The organism is Flavobacterium ardleyense (genome assembly GCF_042686085.1).
Taxonomy (GTDB): Bacteria; Bacteroidota; Bacteroidia; order Flavobacteriales; family Flavobacteriaceae; genus Flavobacterium; species Flavobacterium ardleyense.
This window is the reverse complement of record NZ_JBHUOL010000018.1, coordinates 490,247-505,758: the sequence shown is the minus strand read 5'-3', so window position 1 is coordinate 505,758 and position 15,512 is coordinate 490,247. Positions and strand designations below refer to the sequence as shown.

The 15,512-nt window shown below is 31.6% G+C and carries 13 protein-coding genes; 5 read left to right on the top strand and 8 right to left on the bottom strand.

Annotated elements, in window-relative coordinates:
- The first annotated feature begins 1 nt into the window (after position 1).
- The 3 genes from ACFSX9_RS12305 (at position 2) to ACFSX9_RS12295 (ending at position 3,212) form a co-directional block, all read left to right on the top strand.
- Complete coding sequence (locus ACFSX9_RS12305; RefSeq protein ID WP_379808099.1) at positions 2 to 1,318, top strand: ABC transporter permease; 1,317 nt, start codon at positions 2 to 4, stop codon at positions 1,316 to 1,318.
- A 75-nt stretch (positions 1,319 to 1,393) separates the two neighbouring features.
- A complete protein-coding gene (locus ACFSX9_RS12300; RefSeq protein WP_379808097.1) occupies positions 1,394 to 2,557 on the top strand; it encodes a sigma-54-dependent transcriptional regulator in 1,164 nt (387 codons plus the stop codon).
- A gap of 34 nt (positions 2,558 to 2,591) precedes the next feature.
- Positions 2,592 to 3,212, top strand: a complete 621-nt coding sequence (locus ACFSX9_RS12295) for a DEAD/DEAH box helicase (RefSeq protein WP_379808095.1) — start codon at positions 2,592 to 2,594, stop codon at positions 3,210 to 3,212.
- Positions 3,213 to 3,279: 67 nt separating this feature from the next.
- Here the strand turns inward: ACFSX9_RS12295 and ACFSX9_RS12290 are convergent, their stop codons facing one another.
- The 6 genes from ACFSX9_RS12290 to ACFSX9_RS12265 form a co-directional block, all read right to left on the bottom strand.
- Positions 3,280 to 4,743, bottom strand: a complete 1,464-nt coding sequence (locus ACFSX9_RS12290) for a serine hydrolase domain-containing protein (protein ID WP_379808093.1) — start codon at positions 4,741 to 4,743, stop codon at positions 3,280 to 3,282.
- Between the two features lie 115 nt (positions 4,744 to 4,858).
- Positions 4,859 to 6,013, bottom strand: a complete 1,155-nt coding sequence (locus ACFSX9_RS12285) for a helix-turn-helix domain-containing protein (RefSeq protein WP_379808090.1) — start codon at positions 6,011 to 6,013, stop codon at positions 4,859 to 4,861.
- Positions 6,014 to 6,361: 348 nt separating this feature from the next.
- Positions 6,362 to 6,937 carry a hypothetical protein gene (locus ACFSX9_RS12280; protein ID WP_379808088.1) on the bottom strand — a complete coding sequence of 192 codons (576 nt, stop codon included), beginning with the start codon at positions 6,935 to 6,937 and terminating at the stop codon, positions 6,362 to 6,364.
- Between the two features lie 335 nt (positions 6,938 to 7,272).
- A complete protein-coding gene (locus tag ACFSX9_RS12275; protein WP_379808086.1) occupies positions 7,273 to 7,452 on the bottom strand; it encodes a hypothetical protein in 180 nt (59 codons plus the stop codon).
- 199 nt (positions 7,453 to 7,651) lie between these two features.
- Positions 7,652 to 8,971 (bottom strand): hypothetical protein, encoded by a 1,320-nt coding sequence (locus ACFSX9_RS12270; RefSeq protein WP_379808084.1) that lies wholly within the window; start codon positions 8,969 to 8,971, stop codon positions 7,652 to 7,654.
- 327 nt (positions 8,972 to 9,298) lie between these two features.
- The gene (locus ACFSX9_RS12265; protein ID WP_379808082.1) at positions 9,299 to 10,009 is read right to left on the bottom strand and encodes a DsbA family oxidoreductase; all 711 of its coding nucleotides are present in this window, start codon (positions 10,007 to 10,009) and stop codon (positions 9,299 to 9,301) included.
- Positions 10,010 to 10,301: 292 nt separating this feature from the next.
- Between ACFSX9_RS12265 and ACFSX9_RS12260 the strand changes: the two genes are divergently transcribed.
- Complete coding sequence (locus ACFSX9_RS12260) at positions 10,302 to 10,520, top strand: DUF2007 domain-containing protein (RefSeq protein WP_379808080.1); 219 nt, start codon at positions 10,302 to 10,304, stop codon at positions 10,518 to 10,520.
- A 60-nt stretch (positions 10,521 to 10,580) separates the two neighbouring features.
- Here ACFSX9_RS12260 and ACFSX9_RS12255 read toward each other — a convergent pair whose 3' ends face one another.
- On the bottom strand, positions 10,581 to 11,192 hold the full coding sequence (locus ACFSX9_RS12255) for a YceI family protein (RefSeq protein ID WP_379808078.1): 612 nt from the start codon (positions 11,190 to 11,192) through the stop codon (positions 10,581 to 10,583).
- A 290-nt stretch (positions 11,193 to 11,482) separates the two neighbouring features.
- On the bottom strand, positions 11,483 to 13,603 hold the full coding sequence (locus ACFSX9_RS12250; protein WP_379808076.1) for a M3 family metallopeptidase: 2,121 nt from the start codon (positions 13,601 to 13,603) through the stop codon (positions 11,483 to 11,485).
- Positions 13,604 to 13,871: 268 nt separating this feature from the next.
- Between ACFSX9_RS12250 and ACFSX9_RS12245 the strand changes: the two genes are divergently transcribed.
- Positions 13,872 to 15,503 carry an ABC-F family ATP-binding cassette domain-containing protein gene (locus tag ACFSX9_RS12245; protein ID WP_379808074.1) on the top strand — a complete coding sequence of 544 codons (1,632 nt, stop codon included), beginning with the start codon at positions 13,872 to 13,874 and terminating at the stop codon, positions 15,501 to 15,503.
- Positions 15,504 to 15,512: the final 9 nt, after the last annotated feature.

Genomic DNA, 15,512 nt, shown 5'->3' with positions numbered 1-15,512 from the left:
CATGAGCATATTATCATTAATTATAAAAAGAGAATTTATTGCTAAAGTACGTAATAAATCATTTATTGTCATGACTTTTTTGAGTCCATTATTGTTTGTAGGAATGGCTCTTTTGGTGGGTTACATTGCTTCAATGAGTAAGGATTCAGTTACACAAATTGCGGTTCATGATGAATCAGGTTTGTTAATTAGCGAATTTAAAAGCGATAAGAAAACGGAATATACGAATTTGTCAGCCATGCCTTTTTCTATAGCAAAAGATACGGCAAGCAAAAATTACGAAGGTTTAATTTATATTCCAAAAGTTGTCGCTATTCAAGATTTAAAGGATAAAGTGGAATATATATCGGAAGATAGTCCAAGTATGGAATTCATTAATCGTGTGGAATTCATCGTTGATACAAAAATTACGCAGAATAATTTAGAAGTTTTGGGCTTCGACCCAGCCAAAATTGAAGAAGCAAAAGGCGATTCTTCCTTGAAATTATCTAAATTTTCAGGAGAAGAAAGTTTAAAAGGATTAAATGAAATCAAAGTTGCTATTGGAGGTCTTGCTGGTTATTTGATCATGATGTTTATTATCATTTACGGAAACTTCGTAATGCGAAGTGTAATTGAAGAAAAAACTTCGAGAATTATCGAAATCATTATTTCATCGGTAAAACCATATCAGTTAATGATGGGTAAGATTATTGGAAACTCATTAGCAGGAATTTTGCAATTTTTCATCTGGGCAATTGTTGGTGCTTTATTATTCTTTATAGCTTCGACATTTTTAGGTGGACAGATTGGAGCTTCTTCTAGTGTTTCTCCAGAAATGATGGATGCAGCTACGGGTAGCGTTGATAAAATGGCGAAAATCCAAATGTATTTGAACGAAATTTGGAACCTGCCATTAGCAACAATGTCAATTGCGTTTCTTATTTATTTTATTGGAGGATACTTTTTATACAGTTCAATGTATGCAGCAATTGGTGCAGCAGTTGATTCTGAAACGGACTCACAACAATTTTTATTACCAATATTAATGCCTTTAATGTTAGGAGTTTACATTGGTTTTTTTACCGTAATTAACGATCCTCATGGCACAATTGCAACCGTTTTTTCAATGATACCTTTCACTTCGCCAATTGTAATGTTAATGCGTATTCCTTTTGGAGTTCCTTTATGGCAATTAGCAGTTTCTGTAGTTTTATTGTTTGGAACGTTTATCTTTGTAGTCTGGTTTGCAGCAAAAATCTACAGAATAGGAATTTTAATGTATGGTAAAAAGCCGTCTTGGAAAGAACTATATAAATGGATGAGATATTCAAATTAGGTTAAAATAGTGTAGGTTAGAAGTTTAAAAGCATAAAGGTTTGATTTTTTTAGACCTTAAATACATAAAAGCAAAATGCCGAAAATATTAGTTATCGAAGACGAAGCATCGATCCGAAGAGTTTTAATCAAGATTCTTTCGGAAGAAAATGATACGTATATAGTTGAAGAAGCAGAAGATGGATTGCAAGGTTTAGAAAAAATCAAGAATGAAGATTACGATTTGGTTTTGTGCGATATCAAAATGCCAAAAATGGATGGAGAAGAGGTTTTAGAAGCAGTTAAAAAAATTAAACCTGAAATTCCAATGGTGATGATTTCCGGACATGGCGACTTAGAAACTGCTGTAAACACAATGCGTTTAGGTGCTTTTGACTATATTTCTAAACCACCAGATTTGAATCGTTTATTGAATACGGTTCGAAATGCTTTAGACAGAAAACAATTGGTAGTAGAAAACAAAATCTTGAAAAAGAAAGTGTCTAAAAACTACGAAATGATTGGAAATAGTGACGCTATCAATCACATCAAAACAATGATTGATAAAGTAGCGCCAACGGATGCTAGAGTTTTGATTACAGGTCCAAACGGAACTGGAAAAGAGCTTGTTGCGCATCAATTACATGAAAAAAGTGAACGTTCTGGCGCTGCTATTATTGAAGTAAACTGTGCGGCGATTCCTTCAGAATTAATTGAAAGTGAGTTGTTTGGCCATGTAAAGGGCGCATTTACTTCTGCCGTTAAAGATCGTGCGGGGAAATTTGAGGCTGCTGATGGTGGCACCATTTTCTTAGATGAAATTGGTGATATGAGTTTGTCAGCTCAGGCCAAAGTATTAAGAGCTTTGCAAGAAAATCTAATTCAAAGAGTAGGAGCAGACAAGGACATTAAAGTTAATGTAAGAGTAATTGCGGCTACTAATAAAGACTTGAAAAAGGAAATTGAAGAAGGTCGTTTTAGAGAAGATTTATACCACAGATTAGCTGTTATTTTAATTAAAGTGCCATCTTTAAACGATCGTAGAGAAGACATTCCAGAATTGATTAAACATTTTACAGCCAAGATAGCATCAGAGCAAGGAAATGCTGTTAAAGTGTTTACAAAATCGGCTATTAAATTATTACAAGAATACGATTGGACCGGAAATATTCGTGAATTAAGAAATGTGGTAGAGCGCTTAATTATTTTAGGTAATCCCGAAATTTCAGAACAAGACGTAAAATTGTTCGCAAGTAAATAAATTAAAAAAGTAATTCGAAATTACTAAAAGAAAAATGCAATTAAAAAAAATAAACCCGAACCTTCAGAAAGCTTTAATTGAAAATGATTTCACTGAAGCGAATGAGATGCAAGAAGAAACGTTTTCTGCTATTAAAAGTGGTGTTGATGCAGTAATTCAAGGCCCAAAAAAGAGCGGAAAAACGACCACGATCATTATGAACGTGATTCAAAAAATGGACAAACCAGTAGGGGAAAGCACACGCGCTTTGATTTTGGTACAAGACAAAGAAAAGGTGTTAGAAGCGGTTGAACAATTTAAAAGATTTAATCATTACAATAATTTACGCGTTATTGGTGTGCACGAAAAAGGCGATATCGATTACGATAAAAATCTAATTTCTGTGGGAATGGATGTGTTGATTGGAACACCTATTCGTATTAATGAAATGTTTACTTCTGCCGGATTTAATATGAACACTATTAAAATGTTTGTAGTGGATGATGTGGAAGAAATGTTACGCAAGCGTGAAGACACTTTGATTGACAGACTTTCTTCAAGTGTGGATAAAACACAGCGTCTGTTTTTCTGTACACAAATTACTGAAAAAGTAGAAATTTTAGCGGATCGAATAATGATTGAACCACTCTTCTTTGAAATGGAAGACGAAGCATAAATATAAAAACCATCTCATTGAGATGGTTTTTTGTTTAAGCTGTTTATTTATACAACACAAAGCATGGCTATTTCTTAATTAATTCCACTTCTACCGTCAGATTATCTCTTAGTAAGGTCACCGAATTCAGTTTTCCATCAGTCAAATTGAATTTTAATAAATTGGGATAATCTACAATCTTGAAATAGCCATTTTTAAGATAAAGTAATTCATTATCATTTTTTACTTTAAAAAATTCAAAAAAAGGCGATTCGACATAAACTCTATTATTTTTTTCTACTATTTTCGTATCCATGCCTTGCCCAAATAGGAAATCTTCATAAGTTCCAATTAATTTTTCTTTTAAACTTTGAGGTATTTCATGCGCAACTTCGTCAGGTGTTTCTTTCTTCCAATTCATTAGCGACAAAATCTTTCTTCGAGTTTCATTGAATATGGGAAAACGATTGATTTTTTCACCATTCCCCATATAAACAAAGCCATTTCCATCGGTCATTGTAGCAAAAAGCTCACTACCTACGCCAGTATTTGATCCTGCGCATCTAATCCAATCATAATTATTATAGCCAAATGATTTCTGCGCCCCATAACTCCAACCTCCAACGGCATTTTTTAAAGCAGTGACTTCAGTAATTTTTTTCGCAACAGTATTCGATATGACTTTAATGTTTTTATTGCGCAATGCATTTTGAAGTTCTATTGTAAGTAATGCCAAATCTGTTGGTGTCGACCACAATCCCGAAGGAGCAACTTGAGGTGTTATGGGTAAACCAGTTTTTATAACATTTCCATTTTCGTCATGAACAAGCGCAACATTTTTTAGAAATCCCTTTTCATTCGGCTGAATCATCGTTGTGTTTTTTAGGCTCAGAGGTGTAAAAATGTGTTCTTGTGCAAGTAAAGCAATCGGTTTCTTTAAACTGTCCTCTAGTGCCATTTGAATTATGGTATAACCGCCACCACTGTATTGCCAATTGGTTCCTGGTTCAAAAATAAATTCAATTTCTTTATCATATCTTGGTATTTGTCCTAAAAGACTTTGTTTTAAAGTCGGAATGGTGTCGCCTTCGTAATAATCTGAAAAGCCGTGTTGATTGGTTCCAGCAGTATGATTTAAGAATTGCTTCCATGTTGGAATATTATTTTCGGCAAACTTACTTTTTGGCAACTTCCATCTTTTTAGGTAAGTAGCTATTGGATCGTCTAAATTAATTAAACCTTTTTCTTCCAATATATGGCAGAGAAGTGCTGTTATTGGTTTTGCAATGGAAGCGGTGGAGAAAGCGGTGTTTTCTTCTATTTTTTCTTCCGATTTAACCGATTTTACACCAAATTGTTTCGTGTAAACTATTTGGTAATTTTCGAAAACAATAAGACTAAAACCTGGAAGTTTGTTTTCTTTTAATTTGGGTTCAATATTTAAACTGTCCGTCAGAAAGCTGTAATCTCTTTTGTTCAAAATTACTTTTGTGCTTGTTTTGCAGCTTGAAATTAAAACTAGTAAAACTAGTGAGTAAATAGTATTTTTCATTGTATCGTATTTATGATTAAACTTTATTACGATACAAAGATGTTGAAGAAATGAAAAACAGGCGACCGAATAAAAGTATTCGAACGCATTTGTTTTAAAAAATAAGTACGAATAATTACAAATAGCTATTTATTAACCTCTTACGATAATGAGTTGGCGTATTTCCTGTGTGTTTCTTAAAAGCGGTATTGAACGAAGATTTTGAATTAAAACCTACTTCGTACAAAATTTCCAAAATAGTTACATTGTTTTTTGTCGCATCTTGTAAAATTTCCATTGCAGCCGCTATACGATATGCGTTGATGAAATCATAAAAATGCTGTTCTAATTTGTGATTAATTAAAAGCGATAAATCACGAACAGGAATTTGAATAGAAGCGGCAACATCTTGAATAGTTAGTGTAGGATTTAGAAAGGGCTTTTCTTCAAGCATATAATTCTTTAATTTCGACAAATCTTTGTCATATTCTTTTTCAGTAGGAATTAAATTATCATTGCTTTTTTCTTCCGAAATAATATGCGACACTAATTGTAATTTTGAATCTATTGTTCGAAATAGGTTGGGATAGTTCAATGCTTTTAGTAAGTACCAACAAATTATAAACAATTGGGATAACAGTACACCAATCTTTATCCAGTCCGAAATTTCTGAATAATCTGAAAATTTTAAGATATTTTTGACGAGAATGATCAGATATAAAATAGTGAGGACACTTGTAAATTGAAACAGCCAGTTGTAGGAATTAATACTTGTACCCGAATAGTTTTCCAGGTATAGTTTTTTAGCTTTTTTTAATAATGTAAAAACGGCTATTAAATATAATATTATTTGAATATGTATTAGAATATGATTGAATTGTAACTCAATCATACTTTGGCGATTTTCTATAAAATTAACTTTAGATGCAAAATCTACTGCATAAAATCGAGGTATTAAAACAGCACTTGCAATGATCAAAGGCAACAAGTGAATTAGATGTTTTGCTTTAAGCCTGAAATCTGAATAACAAATGGAAACTACATAAAGATAGAAAACAGGGATTTGCATGAAAGCAAAAGTATTTCGAAGCATTCCCAAATTTGAAGGAGCATCAACTAATAAATTAAATAATGGCTCGCTAACATCTAATGCTGTTAGTAGCAAGAAAAAAGCAAAAAGGTAATTACTAGTTTTGTGCTTTGTTTTAACCGTTATTAGAAAAAAAGCTAGAAGAAGCGATGTAAACAATGAAATGACAGTGACAATAATCAGTAAATTAATCTCATCCATTTCTTATTTTTTTTTCGTTTTTAGTAGAATATATCATAATCTCGATTAATTACTGATTTTGACTTTTTCGCTTTTACTTTTTTAAAAAGGAGTATGAAAATAGTCTTTTGTAAAAATAATTAAAAATTAATAACAACTGCAAATAACATTTGGTTAATTAATGATTCAATGATTTTCTTTGAAAAGGAGTATTAGATATAAGAATAGTTATCGTCTTGGCACTACAAGATGTTTGGGATTAAAGATGTGATATTTTTCCATTAAACACAAATTTTCCATGTACAAAACCATCTTTAAATTTAGCCTAAAACCCAAATATCTTGTAACGGCTGTTGGCAGTAGTTGTTTTCATTCTTCTGTTAAGTTTTTAATACATTCTTCTCTAACTTTCCAAATATCATTTAGCGTAAATTCTATTTTGCGATTTTCATTAAGCCATTTTTCTAAATATGCTTTATGATAATCTACTTTGTAAGTTGTAATTTGATTTGGTAATATTTCTATTTCCTCTAAAAGTTCATTTTCAAAATCTGAAGGTTTAGAATCAGTTTTTGTAAAATCATAAATTTCATTTTTGTATTTTAAATAATTATGTGCTTCAGGAATATACTCAAGTCTATTTATTTTTAGAGTTTCTCTTATTTCGTATGTGTTTAAAGAATTCATTTTAAATATCCCTAAAATGAGTTTTATTTCAGAGTAATTATTTTCATCTGCAAGTTTTTTTAGAATTGAATGTTTCGTACTACAAGTTCCACAATTGTCGGAAAAAATAGTTTTTAAATCAGATTTATTTTCATTTCTTCCATATTTCATTTTTTTTATAAATACAGTTGCATCTTTGAATGTATAAATATTTTGACTTAAAAATTCTTTCGAAATTTCTCCATTTTGCTTGATTTCAAAATCAGGTAATTCTTTCATTATTGTCATTTTACAATTACTGCCATCTTTTATACAATGTAACTCAAATAATAATCTTTATGCTGTATTTATTTTTATTTCAAACCGATTTTTTGAAATTATTTATCATTTCTTACTACTTTTTTTGAGAAAAATATCTTTTATATATGTTAAGTAAAAAAGTAACAATATTTATGCTTTAATTGAAATTGTTACTATGGCTGGATTAATTACATCTTTAACTTTTCCCGTTTTTTTAGTGAAGTACTTTGCAACTTCTATTTGAGCAATATATTTATGAATCTTTTTTAATCATAAAACTCCTATTCGTTGTTAGTCTCCGTTTACTTATACGTTTAATTTCCAACACCAACAATATACTCAGGATATTCAATATCGTCGAAAATGAAAGTAAAATCTTTTCTTTTATCGCTCAATAAATATTCGCTTTCAAACCAATATATCTTGCGAGAAATAACTACTCGATCTTCAATAAGATCAATAATTCTTCTGTCAGTTAATTCGAAGAATATCATTTTTCTATTTCTATTGTTCCACTTGAGTCTTTCTTTTTTCTAACGCTCAGAAAACTGATTAATAATGAGCTATATATAAGAAATTGATTCATAGTTTTGGTTTTCGAATTACTTTAAAAAAAACAGACATTTAGTTACTTTATGCATGTAATAGATAATCTTACAAAAAAATGATTCAACTTACAGACTAATATTCTTTTTAGTAGTAACTATAAACGATTTTAACTAAGTTTTTTTCGTTAGTAATTTTTGAGATTAAATTATTTTCATTCAAATGAAATGTAGTATCAGGGGTATAGTTGTCTTTTTCTTTCTCGTTTTGCGCGCTCGAATATTGTTTTTCAAAACTCTTTGTCCCGTTTTTTATAATCTTGAACCTGATGAGTTGCATAAATTCATTTTTCTGATTATCCGGGTTAAATTGATAGGAAATGTAGCTGTGAGTGAATGGAAAAACACCATAAGGAGATATGCAATTTTTAAACGTAACATTGCCGTCTACATAAGTTACTACGCAATTGTCTACAATTTTATCTTCGATAACTGAATTTTGGTCCGCATAAGTATTATCAGTCATTACAATGTAGCGTTTTGAAAGTAGCATATCTTTTTCTATCCAATAAACTCGTGTTTCATTTGCATCGCCTAAATTTTCTGATAAAATCATTTTGTGATCGTCGTAATTTACCGTTATACTGTGGTCTTCTTTTATTATTTCTGTAAGCATTTCATCCTTATAAACAAACTTTTGCTGATCTGAAGGTTTGCCTTTGTTATTGAAATTAGTCGTAAGGGTTATTTGTCCAGCACTATTAAAATCGTAATTTTTGTATAGTTTATCTTTTCCTTTTTCAGTAAAAAATATCTTGATATTTTTTACTTTTGGTATTTCTTGAAGATACCAATATTCTTCACTTTCAGTTAAAAAAGGAGTTTGGTACATTTGAAGATATTTCTTTAAGGTAACTTTCGAGTTGGCAGTACTGTTGTTTGAGGTTGCTAGCTTTCCTATTGTTTCATTAGTTTTTCTTGCAGTAATTGCATAAGAAGACTCTTTTTTTATTCCCATTTGTGCAGCTACAAACTCCGTAGTGTGGGTTAGCTTATCAAATAATTCCACTTCATCATAAACATCGCCACTCCAGTAAGCGGTTGATTGAAAAGGTCTTTCTGAATTGGTCATATCTAAACCTTCTCCATTTTCAAATTTTAAAAAACAATGTTTTCGGACCATAATAACTTCAAGATTTTGTTTTTTAAAATTATCTTTTAGCTCTTTTTGTTCGTTACCAAGATTATCACCTGCCACTTGCACAGGATATGCTGCAATACTTATCAAAATAGCATACTTTTTTCCAGCTTTTATTTTTAGTGTATCTGAAATTACGTCTTCTGAGCTTTCATCATCTTCCATTGCTACAACTTCCACAGTTGCAGCTTGGGTTGTTGTACGTTTAACTTGCGCTATTCCCTGCATTGAAAAGGAAATTAGAACTAATAAAGTGAGTAGTTTTTTCATGCTTATTTTATTTTTTTGTAATTATATTATTCCCAAAGTGATAGTTAAAAACCACATTTTTTGCTAAATTTCACTGAAATAAATATCGGATAGATGTATTAAAAATTGTGATTTTTTAATTACCGCAATTTAAGAAGTATTTTATTATAGGTGGTAGAGAAAATTTGTATATTTTTCAGTTCTTTTTTTGAGCCTATCACTGCTGCTTTTTTATAGAATAAAGCTACTAATTTTCTTCAGATCGCATAAAAAAATAGCCAATACATAAGCATTGGCTAAATAATAGTACGTAATAAAGATCAAATTTAAAATGCAGGTGTAATATTTCTATTCACAGATTCCATCGGGAGTACAACTTGGTCCTTCAGATGTCATTTTTAAAACGCTTTTAGGGTTGCGTTCTCTCCATTCGGCAAAAGCTGTAGTTATATTTTCTAACAAAACTGCTGGTGGTTGCGCTCCCGAAACGCCATATCTGCTATCCAATCCAAAAAACGGAACACCTTGCACACCAATATGTCGCGCTTCGGCTATATCTTGCGCTATCCTATAGGCGTAATTGTCATCTGTAAAAGCAGTTTGAAGTGCAGCTTCATCTAATCCTATTTCTTTTCCTAATTGACTTAAAGTTGCTAAATCAGCAATATTTTTACCTTCTGTGAAAAATGCACTAAATAAACGTTCTTCCAGTTCATTACCTAAGCCTTTTGTGTTTGCAAATTGCAACAACTTATGCGCATTCAAAGAATTAACTAAAACTGATTTATCTAAATTGTACGTTAGTCCTACTTGTTTTGCAGATTCTGTTACACCAGCTAGCATTTGTTCTACTTGGTCAATTGGCATTCTTTTACGTTGTACCAAGTAATCGATATAGCTTTCTTCGGCTACTTGCGGCATCTCGGCATCAAGCTGATAACTTTTCCAAACGACTTCAATCTCTTTACTTTCGGTAAATTGTTCTAAAGCGTTTTCAAGATTGCGTTTTCCAATATAGCAGAAAGGACACATAACGTCGCTCCAGATCTCAATTTTCATTTTATTTTCCATTACTTTCTGTTTTTTATCTCATTTTAAATTTTCAATTGAATAATTTAAAAATCCAATATTATATAGTATTGCAAGATACGAAATATTACCCAAATTTAATTGCTTAAAATTGAGCGATTTTCAATTGCATAGTATGTTTTGTAGGGTTTTATCCTAAAAATCGAAAGTTTTTTATTAAATTTGTAAGAGCTTGTTTTGGGCGCTTTGCCTTTCTTTTGCAAGTAAAATATAAACAAACAATTCTTCTTTATTTAATAGGAGAATAGAAAAAATAAAAGCTATGGGAGTAATGAAGATTTATTCGGGAAGTGAGATTTTAGCAGATGGATTAAAGCTTAAAATCGAAGCGATAGGTGTAGAGGTAATCAAAAAAGACAATTTACAATCAGCACGCTTGGCTGGTTTTGGTAATACGGATTTAGCAGTGGAATTGTTTATCGATGAAAAACATTACGCAAAAGTAAGTCCCATTTTAGAAGATTTTAGAATGAGTTTATAACTAAAAAAAGAGTCTTGAAATAAATCAAGACTCTTTTTTTATAATTGTAATTGGTTGTTATTATTCAAATAAAACAGAACCACTTATTTCAACTTCATTCCAAGTTTTGCTTACACCATCTTTACCTTTATGTAATTCGTAACAAGCTTTGTTGATTGAAGCCACAGCGAATTCTGCATCAAAGTCAACTAAATCAATTATAGAATTAATTGTGAAAAGATTGTTTTTGAATTCATGCGTTACTTCCATTTGTTTTTCAACGTCGTTCAATTTGATTGTTAACAAGCATTTCCCTTCTTTGAAGTTTAAAGTACCGTTAATTAATTCTTTGTTTTTCAAAACACCGAAAAAGAATTCTTTTAATTTGCTATCGCGATCTTCATTGTCTGTAAATAAACTGCTCACAGGAATAGAAAAAGTTGCACCTTCTAAAATAGCTTCTGGCGTAGTTCCAGTTTTTGTGTCTTTTAATGAAATTTCTGTAAAACTTCCACCAACACCTATTTTTTCTGTAGTTTTAAAAGCAGTCCAACTTACTTTAGTAGAATCTGAAACGATTTTAAGAGCTCCTGCTTCAACTTCTGTCGTTACTGGAACTTCCGTTTTTTCCTCTTTTTTACAGCTTACCGCCAAAATTCCGAATGTGCAAAACAATAATGCTATTTTCTTCATTAGTTTAAGATTTTATTAGATTAATATCCAAAGATAGTGAGAAAATTAAAATACTAAGAAAATACTGCTGTTAAAGATTATTTAATATTTTAATTTATTTATAAGTAGCTTGATGAGTTGAATAATGGGGAACGTAATTTTAGTTCAACATAATCTTATTCAGATCCTGAAATGAATTCAGGATGACAATAGTTTAGTTTATTCATGCAAAACAAAAGCTCCTTTAATTTGAATACAACAGAGAAATAAAGAATAAAAAAAAACTCCTGATATTTCAGGAGTTTTCTGTTTTACTGAACTTTATCTAAACCTCTTTTTTTCAACAGCGGTTTCACACTTGGTGCAGCACCTCTAAAATTTTTATACAATTCCATTGGATCTTGAGTTCCTCCTTTTTCTAAAATATTTTTTCTAAAAGAGCTAGCTTCCTTCTGATTGAATAAACCATTTGTTTTAAAGACATCAAAAGCATCTGTATCTAAAACGCCAGACCAAATATAACTGTAATAACCGGCCGAATATCCACCAGCAAAAATATGATTAAAATAAGTACTTCTATATCTTGGGATAATTGATGAAGGCAAGCCAATTTTATCCATAGCTTGCTTTTCAAAAGTTTCTGCATCCGTTTTGATCGCCTGTTTTTGAGAATGGTATTCCATATCTAAAAATGAAGCGGCTAAATATTCTGTAGTGATGAAACCTTGGTCAAATGTTGATGCTTTTTGCATTTTTTGAATTAACGCATCCGGAATTACCACTCCAGTATCATAATGTTTAGCATACATTTTCATTACTTGAGGTTCTGCTGCCCAGTTTTCCATGATTTGAGAAGGCAATTCAACGAAGTCTCTAGGTACATTTGTACCCGATAAGCTTTCATACGTTACATTTGAAAGTAAGCCGTGTAAAGCATGTCCGAATTCGTGGAAAAAAGTGGTTACTTCATCAAAAGTTAACAAAGCTGGTGCGTTTTCTGTCGGTTTAGTAAAATTACAAACAATTGAAACTACTGGATCTACACGTTTACCTTTTGATGTTTTTTGAGAACGATATGAAGTCATCCAAGCGCCACCTCTTTTAGAAGCTCTTGGGTGAAAGTCCATATACAAAATCCCTACATGTGTTCCTTTTGCTTCAGTCACTTCCCATACCGTTACATCTTCATGGTATTTTGGTACTGTATATAATTGTTTGAATTTTAACCCATATAACTTTTTGCAAACTGCAAATACGCCTTCTCTTGTTTGTTCTAAACTAAAGTAAGGTTTCATTTCTTGCTCGTCTAAATCAAAACGTACTTTTCTAATCTTTTCGGTATAATATCTCCAATCATAAGGTTGAACATCACCCTTAATATTCTCTAACTTCATCAAAATCTGAATGTCTTCCGCTTCTTTTTTAGCCATATTCACAGCAGGCGTCCATAAGTCTTGTAATAATTTATTAGCTGTTTCAGGTTTTTTTGCCATAGATTTTTCTAAAACGTAATCTGCATGACTTTCATAACCTAGTAAACGCGCTTTTTCACCTCTCAAATTTGCAATTTTAACAGCTAATTCTTTATTGTCATTCGCATTTCCGTTGTTAGCTCTCATTTGATAAGCCGTCCAGATTTCTTTACGCAATTTTCTACTGTCGCAATATTTTAGGAAAGGCATCACACTAGAATTTGCTAAAGTAAAAACCCATTTGCCTTCTTTGCCACGGGCTTTTGCATCCGCGTAAGCCGTTTCAATTAGACCTGCTGGTAAACCGTCTAAATCTTTTTTATTAGAAATTACTAGTTCATAGGAATTGGTTTCTGCTAAAATATTTTGTCCGGATTTTAAAGTTGAAATTGCTAATGCTGCGTTAATCTCTCTAAGTTTCTTTTTACCTTCAGCTGAAAGATTTGCACCGCTTCGTACAAAGTTCTTGTAAGTATTTTCTAAGAGCATATCTTGCTCTTTGGTAAGTCTTTTTCTGTTTTGGTTGTCCCAAACATATTTTACACGCTGAAATAATTCTTCGTTTAAATAGATATTGTCGTTGTGTGCAGCAAATAAAGGCGCTAATTCTTTAGCGATACTTTGAATTTCTTCATTAGTATTTGCACTATTTAGATTATTAAAAACCGTGCTCACTCTTGAAAGAAGAGCTCCTGAGTTTTCCATTGGCCAAATTGTATTATTGAATTCGGCTTTCTTTTTAACACTAACTATTTTCTTAATTTCTTCTTCTTGTTGTCTGATTCCTTCTAAAATGGCAGGTTTAAAATGCTCGTTTTTAATCAAATCGAAAGGAGGAACTTGAAAAGGGGTAGCATAAGCATTAAAAAATGGATTAGCGCTAATCGTTTTTTTGTCTTGTGAATGCATTGCGGTCGTTCCTGTTAATACAGTTAATAAGAGTAATGTTCTGAACTTCATTTTAAAAAATTTTAACGTAAAATTAATAGATTTTTGATACCAATCCGAATTCTTAACTATATTTTAATAAATATAAAATATGTCTGAAATTGTAAGATGGAAATTGGTATAAAAAAAGCTTTTTCAATTACAAAAGTACTACTTAAAAATGAATTCCGAATTCTAATTGATTTCTTCTCAATTCGGAATTAAAAATTATCTTTGCACCTTCAAAAATTTAAGGAATACCTTTTTAAACTTTTAAGCCTTAAACTTTTAATTTCACATTATGATCACAGTAAACGACGTTGCAGTTGAATTTGGTGGAACAACACTTTTTAGTGAAGTAACTTTTGCCATTAATGAAAATGATAAAATTGCCTTAATGGGTAAAAATGGTGCCGGTAAATCGACACTTTTAAAAATTGTAGCGGGCCAAAGCAAACCTACTCGTGGGGTGATTTCTGCACCAAGTGACGCTGTAATTGCATATTTGCCACAGCATTTGCTAACTTCTGATGATTGTACTGTTATGGAAGAAGCCTCTAAAGCGTTTGCCGAAGTGTTGAATATGAAGAAAGAAATTGACGAACTAAACGAGCAATTAACGATTCGTACGGATTATGAAAGTGATGCGTATATGAAATTAATTGAACGTGTTTCTGAATTATCGGAAAAGTTCTATTCAATTGAAGAAGTAAATTACGAATCTGAAGTAGAAAAAGTCTTGAAAGGACTAGGTTTTGAGCGCGAAGATTTTAGCCGAAATACTTCTGAGTTTTCAGGAGGTTGGAGAATGCGAATTGAATTAGCGAAAATCTTATTGCAAAAACCCGATTTAATTCTTTTGGATGAGCCTACGAATCACATGGATATTGAAAGTATTCAGTGGTTAGAAGATTTCTTGATCAATCAGGCGAAAGCGGTTATGGTAATTTCTCACGATAAAACCTTTGTAGACAATATTACAAATCGTACCATTGAAGTTACGATGGGAAGAATTTACGATTACAAAGCCGTTTATTCTGAATATTTAGAGTTGAGAAAAGACAGAAGAGTGCACCAACAAAAAGCATTTGACGAACAACAGAAATTCATTGCAGACAATCAGGCGTTTATTGATCGTTTTAGAGGAACTTTTTCTAAAACTGAATCGGTACAATCGCGTGTAAAAATGTTAGAAAAAATTGTTCCTATTGAAGTGGATGAATTAGATACTTCAGCCTTAAAATTGAAATTTCCACCTTCACCACGTTCGGGACAATATCCAGTAATTGTGGAAGGTTTAACTAAGAAATATGGCGATCACGTAGTATTTGATAATGCTAATATGGTTATCGAACGAGGTCAGAAAGTAGCTTTAGTTGGAAAAAATGGAGAAGGAAAGTCAACCATGATTAAAGCAATTATGGGTGAAATTGATTTTGAAGGAAAGCTAGAAGTAGGACATAACGCACAAATAGGTTATTTCGCACAAAATCAAGCGTCTTTATTAGATGGTGAAATGACAATTTTTGAAACGATTGATCAAATTGCTGTGGGCGACGTCCGTACGAAAATTAAAGATTTATTAGGTGCTTTTATGTTCAAGGGTGATGATATTCAAAAGAAAGTAAAAGTGCTTTCTGGAGGAGAAAAAACGCGTTTGGCGATGATTAAATTGTTATTAGAACCGGTTAATGTTCTGATTCTTGATGAGCCTACGAATCATTTGGATATGAAAACTAAAGATATTATCAAGGATGCTTTAAAAGATTTTGATGGTACTTTAATTTTAGTATCGCACGACCGTGATTTCTTAGATGGTTTAGCAGAAAAAGTCTTTGAATTTGCACACAAACGCGTAATTGAACATTTTGAAGATATCAAAGGATTCTTAGCACACAAAAAAATGGAATCGTTGAAAGAAATAGAGAAATAGTTGATGTAA